General features: G+C 73.7%; 10 protein-coding genes. 4 read left to right on the plus strand and 6 right to left on the minus strand.

Translation table 11 applies throughout. The annotated features are described in order from the left end of the window. Positions 1-31: 31 nt before the first annotated feature. The 3 genes from trmB to ACHFIV_RS33090 all read right to left on the minus strand — a co-directional run bounded on the left by trmB (position 32) and on the right by ACHFIV_RS33090 (position 3,760). Positions 32-883 (minus strand): tRNA (guanosine(46)-N7)-methyltransferase TrmB, encoded by an 852-nt coding sequence (trmB, locus tag ACHFIV_RS33080; RefSeq protein ID WP_398976551.1) that lies wholly within the window; start codon positions 881-883, stop codon positions 32-34. Further along, entirely contained in the window at positions 876-2,132 is a 1,257-nt protein-coding gene (gene lhgO / locus ACHFIV_RS33085) for an L-2-hydroxyglutarate oxidase (protein WP_398976554.1), read from the minus strand. The genes trmB and lhgO overlap by 8 nt, the downstream gene beginning before the upstream one ends. Before the next feature lie 125 nt (positions 2,133-2,257). Next, on the minus strand, positions 2,258-3,760 hold the full coding sequence (locus tag ACHFIV_RS33090; protein WP_398976555.1) for a sporulation protein: 1,503 nt from the start codon (positions 3,758-3,760) through the stop codon (positions 2,258-2,260). 939 nt (positions 3,761-4,699) lie between these two features. Between ACHFIV_RS33090 and ACHFIV_RS33095 the strand changes: the two genes are divergently transcribed. Beyond that, positions 4,700-6,811: an asparagine synthase-related protein gene (locus ACHFIV_RS33095; RefSeq protein ID WP_398976557.1), complete on the plus strand. Its 2,112-nt coding sequence runs from the start codon at positions 4,700-4,702 to the stop codon at positions 6,809-6,811. A 306-nt stretch (positions 6,812-7,117) separates the two neighbouring features. Here the strand turns inward: ACHFIV_RS33095 and ACHFIV_RS33100 are convergent, their stop codons facing one another. Together ACHFIV_RS33100 and ACHFIV_RS33105 are read right to left on the minus strand one after the other, a co-directional pair. Next, positions 7,118-9,256: a sigma-70 family RNA polymerase sigma factor gene (locus ACHFIV_RS33100; RefSeq protein ID WP_398976559.1), complete on the minus strand. Its 2,139-nt coding sequence runs from the start codon at positions 9,254-9,256 to the stop codon at positions 7,118-7,120. A gap of 337 nt (positions 9,257-9,593) precedes the next feature. Then, positions 9,594-10,403, minus strand: a complete 810-nt coding sequence (locus ACHFIV_RS33105) for a TetR/AcrR family transcriptional regulator (RefSeq protein WP_398976561.1) — start codon at positions 10,401-10,403, stop codon at positions 9,594-9,596. Between the two features lie 339 nt (positions 10,404-10,742). Between ACHFIV_RS33105 and ACHFIV_RS33110 the strand changes: the two genes are divergently transcribed. Next, on the plus strand, positions 10,743-12,176 hold the full coding sequence (locus ACHFIV_RS33110) for an NAD(P)/FAD-dependent oxidoreductase (protein ID WP_398976563.1): 1,434 nt from the start codon (positions 10,743-10,745) through the stop codon (positions 12,174-12,176). A gap of 321 nt (positions 12,177-12,497) precedes the next feature. Then, positions 12,498-14,159, plus strand: coding sequence for an ATP-binding SpoIIE family protein phosphatase (locus tag ACHFIV_RS33115; protein WP_398976565.1), 1,662 nt, complete (start codon positions 12,498-12,500; stop codon positions 14,157-14,159). Positions 14,160-14,183: 24 nt separating this feature from the next. Here the strand turns inward: ACHFIV_RS33115 and ACHFIV_RS33120 are convergent, their stop codons facing one another. Next, positions 14,184-15,482 (minus strand): MFS transporter, encoded by a 1,299-nt coding sequence (locus tag ACHFIV_RS33120; RefSeq protein ID WP_398976631.1) that lies wholly within the window; start codon positions 15,480-15,482, stop codon positions 14,184-14,186. A 142-nt stretch (positions 15,483-15,624) separates the two neighbouring features. On the opposite strand from ACHFIV_RS33120, the gene ACHFIV_RS33125 reads away from it, so the two are divergent. Next, positions 15,625-16,182, plus strand: a complete 558-nt coding sequence (locus ACHFIV_RS33125) for a MarR family winged helix-turn-helix transcriptional regulator (protein ID WP_398976567.1) — start codon at positions 15,625-15,627, stop codon at positions 16,180-16,182. The last annotated feature ends 221 nt before the right edge of the window (positions 16,183-16,403 follow it).

The raw sequence follows: 16,403 nt of genomic DNA on the forward strand, positions 1-16,403 counted from the left end.
CGCGCGGGGCGGAGCGCCGGGTGATGGCTGATCAGCGACGGGTGAACAGCACGTCGTGCACGACGTGACCCTTGTCCAGGCCCTGCCCCTCGAAGCGGGTCAGCGGACGGAAGGCGGGCCTGGGCGCGTAGCCGCCGTCCGCCTGGGTGTTCTCGAACAGGGGGTGCGCCGTGAGGACTTCGAGCATCTGCTCCGCGTACGGCTCCCAGTCCGTCGCGCAGTGGACGACCGCGCCCGGCTTCAGCCGCTGCGCCACCAGGTCGAGGAAGTCGGGCTGGATCAGCCGCCGCTTGTGGTGCCGCTTCTTCGGCCACGGGTCGGGGAAGTACACCCGGAGTCCGTCCAGGGCGGCCGGCTCCAGCATCTCGCGGAGCAGGATGATCGCGTCACCGTTGGCGACCCGGACGTTCGACACTCCCGCCCGGTCCGCGAGACCCAGCAGGTTGCCCTGGCCTGGTGTGTGGACGTCGACGGCCAGAATGCCGGTGTCCGGGTCGTCGGCCGCCATCTGTGCCGTCGCCTCACCCATGCCGAAGCCGATCTCCAGCACCACCGGGAGCCCGTCGAAGAGAGCGGGGAGATCGAGGACGCGGCGGCCGTCGATGTCCAGGCCCCACTTGGGCCACAGCCGCTGGAGGGCGTCCTCCTGTCCGGCGGTCACCCGGCTGCGGCGGGGCTGGAAGCTGCGGATCCGGCGCTCGTGGTGCGAGCCCGCCGGGTCGGCGGCCGGACCTCCGGGGAAGCGGGGCTCCTGACGCAGCCTGCGCTGACGCTCGAAGGAGGCGGCGCGGCGCGCCGCCGCGTCCGAGTCCGGTCCGGCGGCGGCCGGCGTCTCCGGCGCGGAGCCGGGCGTCTCTGGGGTGGGGTTCACAGGATCAGACACAATGACCCGATTCTACGGCGGGAGGCGTCCACCCCGTCGCGCGAGCCCGCAGCAGCGCCCGTCGTGCCACCTCCCTCCCGATGGGCAGGGACGCGGTGGCCGCGGGAGACGGGGCGTTCAGCACGTGCACGGTGTGCGGGGCGTCCCGGATCAGGAAGTCGTCGACCAGCGTGCCGTCCCGCAGGACCGCCTGGGCCCTGACCCCGGCCGGGGAGGGCCGCAGGTCCGCCTCCGTCACCTCGGGCAGCAGCCGCTGGACGGCCCGGGTGAACGCGCTCTTCGACAGGGAACGGTGCACCTCGCCGGCCCCGTACCTCCAGTGGCGCCGGGCGATCCGCCAGGACCCGGGCCAGGTCAGCGTGGCGGCCAGCTCGCGCGGGTGGACGACCGCCGGGCCGTATCCCTCGCGGGCCAGCGCCGGCACGGCGTTCGGCCCGACGTGGACCGTGCCGTCGACGCCCCGGGTGAGATGCACCCCCAGGAACGGGAAAGCCGGGTCCGGCACCGGATAGACGAGCCCACGCACCAGCTCCGGCCTGGCCAGCTCGAAGTACTCCCCGCGGAACGGCACGATGCGTGCGCCCGGGTCGTCGCCCGCGAGCCGCGCCACCCGGTCGCTGTGCAGCCCCGCGCAGTTGACCAGCACCCGGGCCCTGACCACCTGGCCGTCGGACGTGCGCACCGCGACACCCCAGGGGCGCCGGTCGACGGCGACGACCTCCGCGCCGTAACGGATCTGTCCGCCCGAGGTGCTCAGCCCGGCGGCGAAGCTGACGGCCACCGCGGCGAAGTCGCACACCCCCGTCGTACCGACCCGGATCGCCGCGAGACCGCGCACCCGGGGTTCGTACTCCGCGATCTGTGCGGGGCCGAGCTCCCGGACCGGCAGCCCGTGCGCCCGGCCGCGCTGCACCAGGGCGTGCAGTCTGGGCAGCTCGTCGCTGCCGGTGGCGACGATGAGCTTGCCCGTCACCGCGTGGGCGATCCCGTGCCGGGCGCAGTAGTCGACCAGCTCGGCGGCGCCCCGCACCGCGTAGCGCGCCTTGAGCGAGCCCGGAGGGTAGTAGATGCCGCTGTGGATGACCCCGCTGTTACGCCCGGTCTGGTGCCTGGCCGGGCCCCACTCCTTCTCCAGCACCGTGACCCGGGTGCCCGGCGCGGTGCGCGTGATCGCGTACGCGGTCGACAGACCGACGATTCCGCCACCGATCACCAGCACATCGCAGTCGTACGCCGCGTGCGTCATCATCACGCCACCTCCCACCCCGATAGTGCACTGACCCACTGACAACGGGCTCAAACCAGGGACGGCGTGTGCGTGGCGTGGCGTCCCCTCCCCGGATCAGGCGAAACCGGGACGCACCGGTGGCCCCTTCACACCGGGGTGACGAGAAGCGGACGGGCCCGTTCCCGGAGCTCGGCCACGCGGGGCTCGTCCCCGTACGGCTCCAGCCGGTGCAGCAGGTCGCGCACGTACTCGGTGGTGCGCGCCGAGGAGATGCGTCCCGCCACCTCCACCGCCCGCGTCCCCGCCGCGCAGGCCGCGTCGAGGTTGCCCGACTCCAGCTCGGCGACCGCGGACACGACGAGCCGCAGCCCGTGGGAGCGGACGAACTCGTCGGTGGGTTTCGACAGCGCCTGCTCGGTGAAGCGCCGCACCTGGCGGGGCGCCTTCAGGTCGCGGTAGCACTCGGCGGCGTCGGCGGCGAACCTGTCGTACGAGTAGAACCCGAGCCAGGCGGGGTCGGAGTCGCCGGCCCGGGAGCGCTCCAGCCAGCTCTCCGCGGCCCGGAGCGCGGCCCCCGCGGCCGGTGCGTCGCCGGCCTTGGCGTGGGCCCGCGCTTCCACGAGCCGGAAGAAACTCATGGTCCGCGCGGTGGCGAGCCCCCGGTTGCGTTCGACCGCCGCCTGCGCGAGGTCCACGCCCTCGTCGGCGAAGCCCCTGTACGTCGCCTGCAGGGACATCGACGCCAGGACGTAACCGCCCAGCGGTACGTCGGCGGCGGCCCGGGCCAGGCGCAGCGCCTGGATGTAGTAGCGCTGGGCCGCTTCCTGCTGGCCGGTGTCGAAGGCCATCCAGCCGGCGAGTCTGGTCAGCTCGGCGGAGGCGCCGAAGAGGGCCCTGCCCACCTCGTCGCTGTAGGAGCCCAGCAGGAGCGGCGCGGCGTCGACGCGTAAGCACTCCGGGACCATGGAGGACCGCCAGTCGCCGCCGCCGTACTTGGAGTCCCACCGGCGCGCGTCCTGTGCCGCCTCACGCAGCTTGGTCACGTCGCTGTGGCCGACGCGCAGCAGCGGCCCGTCGACACCGCCCGCCGTGTCCGGGCCCGGCTGGACGGGCACGCCGCCCTGCGCCCCGGGTGCGCCCCGCGGGCCGAGGATCGCGGCCCGGGCGTCGGTGGTGTCCCGCGCGACCGACGGATCGGCGGGGGTTATGAGCCAACGGGACGCGGGGGTCGCATAGGCGCTCACCGCGAAGGAACCCGCCAGTGACTGCCAGATCCCACCGCCGCCCCGGCGGCCCGCCAGATCCAGCCGGTACAGGTCGGTCGCCGACCGCACCGCCTCACCCACGTCGCGGGGGAAGGCCAGACCGACCTCGGGGGCCGGATCCGCGTCGGCCAGACCGATCTCGTGCAGCGGGACGGGACGGCCGAGTTTGGCCCCTATCGCCGCCGCGATGAGATGGGGTGCGGCGCCCTGCGGCACCATGCCCTTGGCGACCCACCGGGCCACCGAGGTCTTGTCGTAGCGAAGTGTCAGACCGCGCTGCGCTCCGAGGTCGTTGACCCGCCGGGCGAGCCCGGCGTTGCTGATTCCCGCGAGGGCGAGAACCGTGCCGAGCTTCTCGTTCGGCCCGCGTTGCTCCCTGGACATGCGCCACCCCTCGACACACAGACGGCAGCCGCGTCACCGTCAGGCGCGCGGCATTCGTACCGTGTTCTCCCCAGGTACGGTCCCGGGCACTCCGGCCGCACACGCATTTGGCCGAGCCCCGTGGAATATGCCGCCCTGCTGAGAACATCGGTAAACCCAGCGTAGTTCGCCGCATCCCCACCGTTAAGGGGCAGACCTCCGTATGGCGGGAATGTTGTCCGTGCGGCGCGAGGTGGGGGCGCCGTGCTCCTGATGTGTGGCCGTGCGCCCGGCCGTGCGCTCTGGCCCGGCCGGTGAGCAAGCGCTTCGATGGTCCTGCGTGGGTCGGCCCGCCGGACTGGACACGGTGGGCTGGGGGAGACCGCCGCCCCAATCCCCGCGGGCGGCGAACCGGTCCGGGAGGTGACGAACACCTCCCGGACTGTGCGCCGTACGGGCGGGGTCGCGAAAAGCCGACGTGCGGGCCGGCGCACCGGGGGGATGCGCCGGCCCGCACGTCATGGCTCCCCGGCGATGCGTCCGGGGCGCTGCCGGGGGCCGGCGGGGGAGCCGTCCGGCGTCCCGGGGCGGGGTGCGCGTGGGTGCCGCCGGAAGCGCCCGGAGGCGAAACGCGCGGTTCCCTCGCGATCGGAGAATGGCCGAATAGCATCGGTCGGGGAGGGGTCGGCGAAGCCGCCCGGCTATGGCTGGAATGCACCTGTTCCGCGACCCGGCCGAGGCGGGGGCCGCATCCTGGGCGGGCGGCAGCAACTCCCCGGAGCCCGGGTCCCGTTGCGGAGGAGCCCGCAGCGCGGTGGCCAGGCCTTTGCCAGGGGCGCATGCGCATCCGGTGTGCGCCGCCCGTACCCCCTCCAGGGCGCCGTTGTCGTGGCAGCATGTCCCGCAACGGCGTTCCCGTGTCCTGGTACGCCGGTTCGTCCACGGCCTGTGGAGGCGGCGATGCGTTGGTTGGTGGGGTGGAGCAGCTTCGCTGCGAGCTTCGGCACCGTGGGCGCGGTCGGCCACCACGGGGAGGGGCGCACCGTGCATCCGGTCGGCTCCCAACTCCTCTGGGGCGACCCGGATCCGCTCTGGGCGGTGGGGGACTGGCGCCCCGACGAGATCCGCGTCATCACGGCCGCGACCCCCGAGGGGGCTCCCACCGCGCGCCTCGCCGTCCTCGGCTGCTGCGGCGCCAGCGACGAACAGCTCCGCGTCGGGCTGCTGGCCGCCCGTGGCGGCGCGCTGCGCCACCTCACCGCCTGGCCCGGCAGTTACACGGCCGTCGTCCAGATCGGCCGCCGCATCACCGTCGCCGGGGACCTCGCCGGAGCCAGGCCCGTCTTCCACACCCCCTGGGCCAACGGCACCGCGTACGCCACCGCCGCCCTGCCGCTCGCCGACCTCATCGAGGCGCAGCTGGACATCGGCCACCTCGCGGCGCTTCTTGCCTGCCCCGAGACCCCGGAGGCACTGGGCGACGGCACACCGTACGCGGGGGTGAAGCGGATCCCGCCCGGGCACGCGCTGATCCTGCGGGAGGGCTCGCGTGAGGTCACCGGGTACGAGGCGGTCGCCTCCCTCGCCGTGGCGGCCGCCCAGACCGATCCGGTGAGTGCCGTCGAAGGCGTGCGCGACGCACTGGTCGAGGCCGTACGCGCGCGGCTCACGGCCCCGCGCCACGCCCCGGAGACCCTGCCGCCCGACCCCGGGCCCGTCCCGGGCATGGGACCCGCCGACCGTCGCGCGGCCCGCGGGGCGCCGGTCCCCGGCATCGGCGCCGACCTCTCCGGCGGCAGTGCCTCCGCCACGCTGGCCCTGCTGGCCGCCGGACTGCCCGGACTGCCGGGCACCGTGCTGGGCCACGGCACCGGGGCGGGCGAGCGGCTCCTCGCCGTCACCTTCAACGACCTCTCCGCGCAGGGCCACGAGGACGAGCTGGAACGCGCCCGGGTCATCGCGGCCAACCCCCGCCTGCACCACGTCGTCGTGGCGGCGGGCGAGGAGGCCCTGCCGTACGCGTCGCTGGAGAGCGGCCCGCTCACCGACGAGCCCGCCCCCTCCCTGGTCGTCGCGGAACGCCACCGCCGCCGGCTGGCCGCGGGCAGCGCCGACCACTTCGTCGGGCACGGCGCCCGTCAGGTCCTCGACGCACACCCCGCACGGCTGGCCGACCTCCTCATGGACCGGCGCAGACGCCACCTCCTGCGCCCCGTCGCCGCGCTCGCCAGGGCCGAGGGGCCCTCCACGCACTCCCTCCTCGTGCCGCTGGCCGTCTACCGGGCCGCCCGCAGGCTGGCCCGTACGTCGTACCGCACCGGGCTGGAAACGGCCGCGTCCCTGCTGCCCGAGGCGAATCGTGACGCTCCCGACCTCGACACCCCCGCCGACGCCTCCCTCGCCTCCCTCGCCTGGTCACGACCCGGCCCGGCCGCCCGCTGGCTCACCGGGGAGGCACTCGCGGAAGTATCGGTTCGTCTCCAGGAGGCGGCGATCCGGCCCGCGTCGGTCCAGCGCCCGGGGGAGGCCAGGGCACGGGCGGCGCTGGCCCGGCACGCGGCCGACCAGCGGATCCTGGAACAGGCCGCGGAGATCCGCAGCCAGCGGCTGCACGCCCCCTATCTCGACAACCAGGTCGTACGGGCCGCCCGCGCCCTTCCGGAGTCGCTGCGGGTCCAGCCGGGTGCAAGGGCCGCCATCCTGCGCCGGGTCCTCGCGGGCGCAGGCATCCACGACCTGCCACCCGGCTGGGGCGCCCCGTCCCAGGCCACCTCGACCGCGGCCGGGCGCATCGGGCTTCGCACCGCCCTGCCGGAACTGATCGCCCTCTTCGACGCCCCACTGCTCGCGGACGCGGGCCTGGTCGAGGCGCGTGTCGTGCGCAAGGCGCTGCGCGCGGCCTCCGAGGGCGAACCCCTCCCCCTGGACGGGCTCGCCGAGCTGGCGTCCACGGAGCTCTGGCTCCGCCGTCTCGTCACCCGCCGGGGCACCTGCTGGACGGGCACGGCGGCCCCCCGGCAACGGGCGGTCGCGGGGGGCGTCGTCCCGGCCCGCCGCACCCTTCAGGCGTAACGGCCCGCCGCACCCCTTCAGGCGTAACGGCCCGCCGCCGGCCCCTGCGAGCGTGCGGGGCTGCCGGAACCCGCAGGCGTGGCGGCCCGGCGTCGCTACGGACGTCGCGTGCGCAGACCCTCCAGGCGCCTACGGGCGTCACCGAGGTGCGGGACGAGCACGGCGACGCGGTGCGTGTCGCAGGTGCGCGGACGCGCACCCCCGCTCACCGCCCTCGCCCTGCGCCCCTGCCGCCCCGCCACCGTGGCTGGCCTCACCCGGCACCGGACGACGTCCTCGGTCCCCTGGCCGGGACCGCCGGGGAGCTCAACGGCAGCTGATGCGCGACTCCGCCCAGTCGGCCAGCGCGACCCCGCCCAGCGGTCCTGACGGTTCCACGACGAGCCGGATCGCCCGCCGGCCTTGGATGCCGACGCTCACCGGCACGGCGGGGTCGCCGCCCCGCACCACGGGGGACCGCCACAGCCGCGCACCGTCACCGCCGTACACGGAGAAGCGCACCGCCCCGAGCCCCAGCGTCAGGTCGTCGACCCCGGCCATCGCTTCGTAGGCGGTGCACGCCCGGTTCAGCTGGACGGTGACCGACGAGCGGGAGGGGGCGGTCACACCGTGGGCGTACGTCGTGGAGGCGATCGACAGCCCGTGGCGCTGCCAGAACACACCACTGCTCCGGCCGAGGAGGATCTCGGGCCCGGAGTGGTCACCGGTGACGGAGTACGCCAGGTCGCTCACCCGGTAGTCCTCCGCCGCGGGCGGCGCGGGCGGCGCGGGCGGCGCGGGTGGTGCGGGCGGTGCGGGCGGTGCGGGTTCCTGCGGGGCTGGCACCGGCGCCGGTGCCGGTCCGGGCGCCGGCGGGGCGGGCTCGGGGGCGGGCTCCGGAGCCGGCGGCGGTGTCGGCGTGGGAGTGGGAGTCGGCTCGGGGGCCGCCGGGGCCTCGGGCGTGGGCGGGGCGGGCGGCGCCGGCGGCTGCGGGCCAGGCGTCCGCCGCGGTGGTGTGGGGGCGGGATCGGCGGGTGCTGCGGCCGGTGGCTTGGCCACCTGCTTCTGCTCCGGCGCAGGCCGGTCGTCACCGGCCAGGGCCCACACGAGACCGGCCGCGGCCGCCACGGCCACCGCGGCGGCGATCCCGGCCTTCAGCGGAGCACCGAGCCCTTCCGAGGCGGCGGCTCCGCCCGCCGTGCCTCCCCCGGACGAGGCGCCTCCCGTGGCCGCCGCGGCTCCGGCTCCGGCGGCCCCCGCCGCGCCACCCGCCACGATGCCCGCCGCTTTGACGGAGTATCCCGCGGCGAACCAGCCGATGACGGCGACCGGGAGGAGGGCCGGGATGCCGGCGTTCACACGGTCCAGCTCACCGGCGGCGATCCGGCACCTGGCGCACTCCTCCAGATGCCTGCGCAGCCCGCGCCGGGCGCGGGTCCGCAGTCCGCCGCGGGTGTGGGCACCGAGCCGGTCGGCGTACTGCGCGCAGTCACCGCCCGACGTCAGGGACTGGCTCACGTGGGCCTGGAGGTAGGCCTGCTTGAGGCCCTCCCGGGCCCGGACGGCCAGGACGGCCGTGGCGTTGGCCGTGAGGCCGAACAGCGGAGCGACCTCGCTCGGTGACTCCTCCTCGACGGTGGTGTGCCACAACACGGCCTGCCAGCGCTCCGGCAGACTGCGGAACGCCTGCACGGCCATCGACCGGTCCGCCTCGTGCATGGCCAGGACGTCGGCGCCGAGGTCGAGGGTGTCGGACTCCGGGAGATCGGCGGAGCGCGTCGCCTGCGCCGCGAACACCGCGAAGTCGTCGACCAGGTGCTCGCGCTTCGCACTACGGGTCCACGCGGCGGCCACATGCCTGACAGCCGTCATGAGATAGGCCCGGACGGCCTCCTCCGGCCCCTTCCCACCGCGCACCGCCTGCAGTGTCCGGGCGAACACCTCGGCAGTGAGGTCGTCGGCCGTGTGCGCGTCCCGGCAGCAGGTACGGGCGTAGCGGCGCACCGCCCCCGCATGACGCCTGAAGAGTTCCTCGTACGCCCGGTCGTCGCCCGCGCGCACGCTCCGGACCAACTGCGCGTCGGACGGGCCCGGATCGGCGGACCCCACGCGTCCTTCGCGCTGGAGCGGGACCGCGTACGCCGCGTCGGTGTCCGTCGAGGGCTCCGGCCGCGCCCGGCCGGCGGACGCCCCGGCGGCCGGGGACGCCGACGGCCACGGGCCGGGCAGCACGGTGCCGCTCCCGACATGGCCGTCCGGCCGCGCCGCACCCGGGCGGCATCCGGCGGTGCCGCCCGGCCGGACGGCACCCGAACGGGCCGCAGATGACAGCCGGTTCGGCGGACCGGGCACACGAGCGGCTGACGGACCGGCGGCCTCGGGCCCCGTGTCCCCACTGCCCTCGCCGCTCCTGTCCGCGGCAGCGCCACCGTCGGCCGGTTCGTCCTGCTGCGCGTCACCGCTCATCGCGGAAGCCCCCGTATGCACCTTCGGACCCGAATACGGGGCCAGAGTGCCACAGAGCCCTGGTGCGACGGACCCCGAACAGAAGCAACCACTCGTCCGTGGTGTCTCCGGGACGAGGGCGGAGTGGCGTCGTACCGACGGGGAAGGAGCGAACGGCCGCCCGGCCGCCTGGCGGACACAGGACGGGCCCGGGACTTCCCAGGCAGGGGCCCTTCCCAGGGAGGGCCGGGGCCCACTCCCGCGTCGGAGAACCGCCCGGACGCGCGGCCGTCGCGAGCCGTGGCCCCGCCCACCGTCCGCCTACGAGGTTGCCCGAGACGCACCCGCGCGGCGGCACCTACGCCGGTCGGGAGCGGAGACCTTCCAGCAGGATGTCCAACAACCGGGCCGATGCGGCTGCCTGATGAGCGGGATCCGGCAGAGCCGGCGCCGCCGTGGCGATGACGAGCAGCACGTCGGCCACCGTCACGTCGCCCCGCAGCTCCCCCGACTCACGGGCCCGGTCGACCAGCCTGCCCACGACCTCGAGCAGCTCGGCAGCCCCCGGGTCGTCGATCCCCTCCTCGTCCGCGGTGCGCCTGTCTTCCGTCCCCAGGCCGGGCTGGTCCACGCCCTGTCTCTGATGCGGGACGCGCGTCTCCCCGCCGGCCCCTCCGGGTGCCGCCGCCATGGCCTGCTCGTCCTGCTCCGCACCCACGCGCAGCACCTGCGGCGGCAGCAGGCGCCCCGCGCCCGACGCCACCGAGGTCCGCAGGAAACGGGAGAGCGCCGACCACGGCTCGTCCTCCTGGCCCAGAGCCGAGCGCGCCTGATCGGTCAGCCGCGCGGTCTCCTCCTCGGCTATCCGGCGCACCAGCACGTCCTTGCTCGGGAAGCGCCGGTAGACCGTGCCGACCCCGACCCGCGCGCGGCGCGCCACGTCCTCCATCGGCGCGCCGTAACCCAGCTCGCCGAACACCTCACGCGCGGCGCGAAGGACGTGTTCGAGATTGCGCTGTGCGTCCACGCGGAGCGGAGCCGAGCGGGCCGCGCCGCCCGTCGCTCCGACCGCGGCGACCGTCCCGACCGCTCCCATGGAACTCAGGCGCCCGTGGCCCTCAGCAGAAGAGGCGACAGCGCTCGGCCCATGCAAATCCTGAATGTGCATAACTTCCCCCGGTTATGGCGTCTCCCCCCGGAGACTTCCCCGCCGTGTCCGCCGGCGTGTGGACCTTCGTCCGATTCCGACACCCCGACGGGGTACGAACATAGTTGAGCCCGACTCAATTCAGAAGGGGGTAGTTCCGCACGGAGCGCCCCCCGATCGGAGCAAGGGCCGGTTGAACCCTGGTTCGCCCCCGGTCAGCCCGCCCTGCCGCCGCACCTGACCTGCGCCGCTCCGGAAACAGGAGGGGGCAGGAGGCCGCAGGTTGATCGCTGAGCTCCGGTCACACAATTTGCCGGGCCTGTGGACAAACTCCGGACTCCGTTGCGTCATGGGATGGTGATGGCACCAGATTCCCGGGGGGCGTCCCCCGGCACCCGGCCAAGTGTGCGCATTCTCGTCGTCGGCGGAGGCTACGTCGGGATGTACACCGCGCTGCGTCTCCAGCGGAAGCTGCGGCAGAGACTGAGAAGCGGTGAGGCCGAGATCGTGGTGGTCACGCCCGAGCCCTACATGACGTACCAGCCCTTCCTGCCCGAGGCCGCCGCCGGTTCCATCTCGCCCCGCCATGTCGTGGTGCCCCTGCGCCGGGTACTGAAGGACTGCACGATCGTCATCGGTGAGGCGGAGCGCGTCGACCACGCCAAGCGCACGGCGACGGTCACGACGCTCGCCACCGGCGAGGACGGCACCGGGGCCCTCGAGATCCCGTACGACGAGATCGTCCTCGCACCCGGTTCCGTGTCACGCACCCTGCCGGTCCCCGGTCTCGCCGACGTCGGCATCGGCTTCAAGACCGTCGAGGAGGCCATCGGCCTCCGCAACCACGTCATCGAACAGATGGACATCGCCTCCGCGACCCGGGACCCCGCCATTCGCGACGCGGCCCTCACCTTCGTCTTCGTCGGCGGCGGGTACGCGGGTGTGGAGGCGCTGGCGGAGCTCGAGGACATGGCCCGGTACACCTCGCGGTACTACCACAACATCAAGCCCTCCGACCTGAGGTGGATCCTGGTGGAGGCGACCGGGCGCATCCTGCCCGAGGTCGGCGAAACCATGGGCGGATACGCCGTCAGGGAGCTGCGGGGACGCAACATCGACGTACGGCTGGACACCCGTCTGGAGAGCTGCGAGGGCCGGGTCGCCGTGCTCAGCGACGGATCGCGCTTCCCGACCCGCACCCTGGTGTGGACCGCCGGGGTGAAGCCGGCCCCGATCCTCGCCGCCACCGACCTCCCCCTCACGGAACGCGGCAGGCTCCGCTGTACCGCCGCCCTCTCCGTGGACGGGGCCGAGCACGCCTGGGCCGCCGGTGACGCGGCGGCCGTCCCGGATCTCACCTCCTCAGAACCGGGCACGGAGACGGCTCCGAACGCCCAGCACGCGGTGCGCCAGGCCAAGGTCCTCGCCGACAACATCCTGGCCACACTCGAAGGCAGGCAGACCGAGGACTACCGGCACTCGTACGCCGGATCCGTCGCCTCGCTCGGCCTGCACAAGGGTGTCGCGCACGTCTACGGGCGCAAGCTCAAGGGGTATCCGGCCTGGCTGATGCACCGCGTCTACCACCTCAGCCGCGTCCCCACGTTCAACCGGAAGGCACGTGTCCTCGCCGAGTGGACCCTGGCCGGACTCTTCAAACGGGAGATCGTCTCCCTCGGCTCGCTCGAACACCCACGTGCCGAATTCGCCCTCGCCGCGCGTGGACACGTACACCTGGCGCCCCCCGCCGACACCCCGCCGAAGGACGACGGGCCGCCGGACACGTCCGGCTGACGCGCGGTCGCCCGCGCCCCGGCACGGCCGGGGGCGGCCGCCGTCCGGGGCCGCACCTCCCGCCGTCCGGCAACTGTCAGTACGGTCGGTCACACTGGGCGTGTGACCATAGGTGGGCTCGCACCTGCACAGAGTCACGCGGCGGGCAGTCACCTACAGTGACCGACAGCGTCGTCCACCAGCACGAAGGCCCGGCCGCGCGTTTTCCGGAAGCCCGGCCCCGGCCCTCCCCACGGCATGTGAGGGAGAGCCGGCCACAGCACCAGCAGTAGAAGCAGCTCGCCCGAGCGGACCAGACCGACACACGAGGCCAGAAATTCCGTGAACTTCACGCGCTGGAGCGCCCGCCTTCCCGGAACGCAGCGTCGAGCCGCCGAGCGGGACGACCACAGTTCCGTACCCGCCGCCCGCGCCGGATCCGTACGCCCGAAGGCCGCGGCCACGCCGCCGGACGACACCCCGGAACCCTCCGGCCCCGTGACCGCGCCCTCCCTGGAAGGCCTGTCGGCGCGCGAGCTCCTCGGCCGGCTTCCCGCCCCCGTCGCACTGCTCCACGGACCCGAACACCGGGTCACCTACGTCAACCCCGCCTACACGTCCGCCTTCGGCGCGCGCCCCTGCGGGGAACCCGCGGCCGAGGCGATGCCCGAACTCGACGAACTCAGCCTGCTGCCCCTCATGGACCAGGTCCTGCGCAGCGGCACCCCCCGCACGGTCAAGTCCCGCAAGGTCCGGGGCGGCAGCTCGTACACGGTGACCTGCACCCCCGTGACCGACGGCGGCCCGGACGGGGAAGCGGGCGTCCTCGTCTACGCCACCGACGTCACCGACCACGCCGAGGCCGCGGAGCGGCTCCGCGCCAGCGAACGCCGTCACCGCGAAACGGCCGTCACCCTCCAGCGCTCGCTGCTCCCCCAGGACCTCGAACAGCCGGACGACCTGCGTATCGCGGCCACCTACCAGCCGGGCGGCACGGACGCGGCGGTCGGCGGGGACTGGTACGACGTCATCACCCTGGGCGCCGGCCGGACCGCGCTCGTGATCGGCGACGTCATGGGGCGTGGTGTGCGGGCCGCCGCCGTCATGGGGCAGCTGCGTACCGCCGTCCGCGCCTACGCCCGCCTCGACCTGCCGCCGCACGAGGTGCTCCAGCTCCTCGACGTACTCGCCGCCGAGATCGACGCCAGCCAGATCGCCACCTGCGCCTACGCCGTCCACGACCCCAACGAGGGGCACCTCGTCCACGCCTCCGCCGGCCACCTCCCGATCCTGGTGTGCGACGAGGACGGCACGGTCCACCGTGCCGAGGAACCGACCGGGCCCCCGCTCGGCACGGGCGGTTGGATCCACACCTCGGGGACGATCCCCCTGCCGCCCGGCTCCACGGCCGTGCTCTACACCGACGGCCTGGTCGAACGCCGGAGCGAGGACATCGACGAGGGGGTGGCCGCCCTGGAGCGCGCCCTGTCCGGTGCCAAGGGCTCACCCCAGGTGGTCTGCGACCGGCTCATCCGCTCCCTGGGCGTCACAGCGGAGCACGACGACGACGTCGCCGTCCTCGTGGTCCAGCACCCCGCCCGCACGGGAACCAGCGCGGAGCTCTTCCACAACGCCTCGCTCGAACTGCACGGCGGCATCGAGGCGGCGCCCAGGGCGCGGGCGTTCGCCACAGGAGTCCTGGCCTCGTGGCGCTTCCCCGTGGAGCTCTGCGACCTGGGGGTGCTCGCCGCGAGCGAACTCGTGGCGAACTCCCTCCAGCACGGCACCCCGCCCATGCGGCTCGGTCTGCGCCGGACCGACCGCCGCCTGATCATCGAGGTCACCGACGGGGACGACCACCTGCCGCGCCGCCGGCGCGCGGATCCCGCCGACGAGGCGGGACGCGGCATCTCGATCGTCGCGACCATCGCCTCGTCGTGGGGCAGCCGACGCACTCCCGGCGGCGGCAAGGCGGTCTGGTGCGAGTTCGCGCTGCCCGACTGACGCCGGGCCTTTCGTCCGCCGCCCTCAGCGCACGGGGGTGGGGGCGACGGCCGGCTCACCCTCCGGCAGCGACACGGCGACCACTCGCGACGGCACAGGCGTGAGCGACGGCTTGTCCTGTACGGGCGTGAGCTGACGGCCGAGCTTCAGCGCCAGCACGGTGATCCCCAGCGAGAAGAGCACGAAGGTCACGATGTACGGCCCGTGCAGGGACGCCCCCATGGGACCGCCCACGGCAGGACCGACGGCCAGGGCCAGCTGCTTCACCAGCGCGAACGCCGAGTTGTACTGACCGACCATGCTCTCCGGCGCGAGATCGGCGACGAGCGGTGCCACCGTCGGCGACAACATCGCCTCGCCCAGACCGAACAGGGCGTACGTCGAGATCATCGCGGCCGTCGCCATGGTCTGGCTGCCGTGCCCGAGGCCCGCGTATCCCGCCACGACCCAGGCGAACGCCCAGATCAGACCGACCCACGCGATGACCCGGCTGCGCCGCCGCCGTTCCACGAGGCGGAGCACGACGAACTGTGCGGCGACGATGACCGCCGTGTTGGCCGCCAGCGCGATGCCGAGCGTGGACGGATCGATCCCGGCGGCCTCGGTGCCGTAGGCCGCGAGGCCGGACTCGAACTGTCCGTAGCAGGCGAAGAAGATCACGAAGCCCAGCACGCACAGCTGCACCATGGCCCGGTGGGAGAGCAGTACCCGGAGACCCGCCCTGGGTGCCGTTCCGTCGGTGGGTACCGCGTCATCGAGGGAGGGCGTCCCAGGCATGCGCACCGTGGCCGCGACGACCCCGAGGACCAGGAACATCGCCGCCTCGATGAGGAACAGCAGGGTGAAGCTCGACGGGCGGCCGACGTCCACCAGCTGTCCGCCGACGAGCCCTCCGATGCCGAGTCCGAGGTTCTGCAGGAAGAACTGCATGGCGAAGGCACGGGTACGGGTCGCGGCGCTGGAGCACCAGACCAGCATCGTCGCCAGCGCCGGCTGCATCACGGCGGTGCCGGCACCCAGCACGGCGGCGGAGAGCACGGCGGACGTCACGCCGTCCGACAGCCCGAGGGCGCAGGCCCCCACGGCCGCCGCACCGGAGGCGACGATCAGCACGGGCAGGGGCCCGCGCCTGTCGATGGCCCGCCCCGTGAACGGCAGCACGGCCAACGCCGCCATGGCGAAGACAGCCAGCACGACACCTGCCGTACCGGCACCGAGATCCCGCACCTGAGCCACGTAGACGTACAGATACGGGACGGTGAATCCGAGGCCGAACGCGCTCAGCGCGCTCCCCACCTGGATCCGCCGCAGCGCTGCACCCATCTCCCTGGTCACACTCACCTACCTCAAGACGTCAAGAACCTTCAAGAACACAGACTCATAGACTTTAGCACTAAAGTTAGAAGCTGAACTCTTCACTCTGAAGGACTTCGAAGGCGATGGGGAGCGTGCCATACTGCCCGCCATGTCTGAGACCCCCGAGCAGCCCGGGCTCCAGGAGCCGAGCCTCGACGAGCAGATCGCGGCCTACCAGCGCGAGTTCCGTGACCTCGATCCGCAGGTCGAGCAGATCGTCTCCGCGCTGGGCCGGCTGAACCGCCGGATGAACGTCGCTTACGGCAGGCAGGTCGCGGCCCTCGGTATCAGCAGTGCGGAGTGGGAGGTCCTCAAGACGCTGGTCCTCTCCGGCACCCCTTACCGGCTCGGGCCGGGCGAACTGGCCAAGCGCCTCGGGCTGACCCCTGCGGCGATGACCCACCGCATCGACCGCATGGCGGGCGAGGGCCTGGTCACCAGGGACCGGGACGAGAACAACCGGGTGCGCGTCATCGTCGAGCTGACCGATGAGGGCCGTACGAAATGGCTGGAGGCGATGCGGATGGCGACCACCTTCGAGGAGGACCTGCTGCAGGACCTCTCCGGCGACGAGCGCGGGGCACTGGGCGAGATCCTGATCAGGCTCCTGCGCAGGGTGGAACACGAACAGCCGGACGCCGGCGGCCGGCTCACCGACCTGGACTGAGGGTCAGGCCATGGCCAAAGGGTGGGGTTGACACGCCTCCCTCGCGTCCGTAAGGTTCTTCGAGTTGTCACGGAGCCGATACGGCCCTGCGGCAGCCGATCCCGCCGCGAATGCGGCAACCAAACTCAGCACGACCTCCCGTCGGGGAGAATTTCGGCATGCCGGAATTCAATTCGCAGGACTCGATTATGAGTCGCCGGGGGAATCCGCTAGAGTTTGAG

Source organism: Streptomyces sp. ALB3 (assembly GCF_044385685.1).
GTDB lineage: Bacteria > Actinomycetota > Actinomycetes > Streptomycetales > Streptomycetaceae > Streptomyces.

Coding starts and splice junctions, on each gene's coding strand:
- ACHFIV_RS33125 (WP_398976567.1), top strand. CDS start 15,625: ATGTCTGAGACCCCCGAGCAGCCCGGGCTCCAGGAGCCGAGCCTCGAC.
- ACHFIV_RS33105 (WP_398976561.1), bottom strand. CDS start 10,403: ATGCACATTCAGGATTTGCATGGGCCGAGCGCTGTCGCCTCTTCTGCT.
- ACHFIV_RS33120 (WP_398976631.1), bottom strand. CDS start 15,482: ATGGGTGCAGCGCTGCGGCGGATCCAGGTGGGGAGCGCGCTGAGCGCG.
- lhgO (WP_398976554.1), bottom strand. CDS start 2,132: ATGATGACGCACGCGGCGTACGACTGCGATGTGCTGGTGATCGGTGGC.
- ACHFIV_RS33095 (WP_398976557.1), top strand. CDS start 4,700: ATGCGTTGGTTGGTGGGGTGGAGCAGCTTCGCTGCGAGCTTCGGCACC.
- ACHFIV_RS33110 (WP_398976563.1), top strand. CDS start 10,743: ATGGCACCAGATTCCCGGGGGGCGTCCCCCGGCACCCGGCCAAGTGTG.
- ACHFIV_RS33090 (WP_398976555.1), bottom strand. CDS start 3,760: ATGTCCAGGGAGCAACGCGGGCCGAACGAGAAGCTCGGCACGGTTCTC.
- ACHFIV_RS33100 (WP_398976559.1), bottom strand. CDS start 9,256: ATGAGCGGTGACGCGCAGCAGGACGAACCGGCCGACGGTGGCGCTGCC.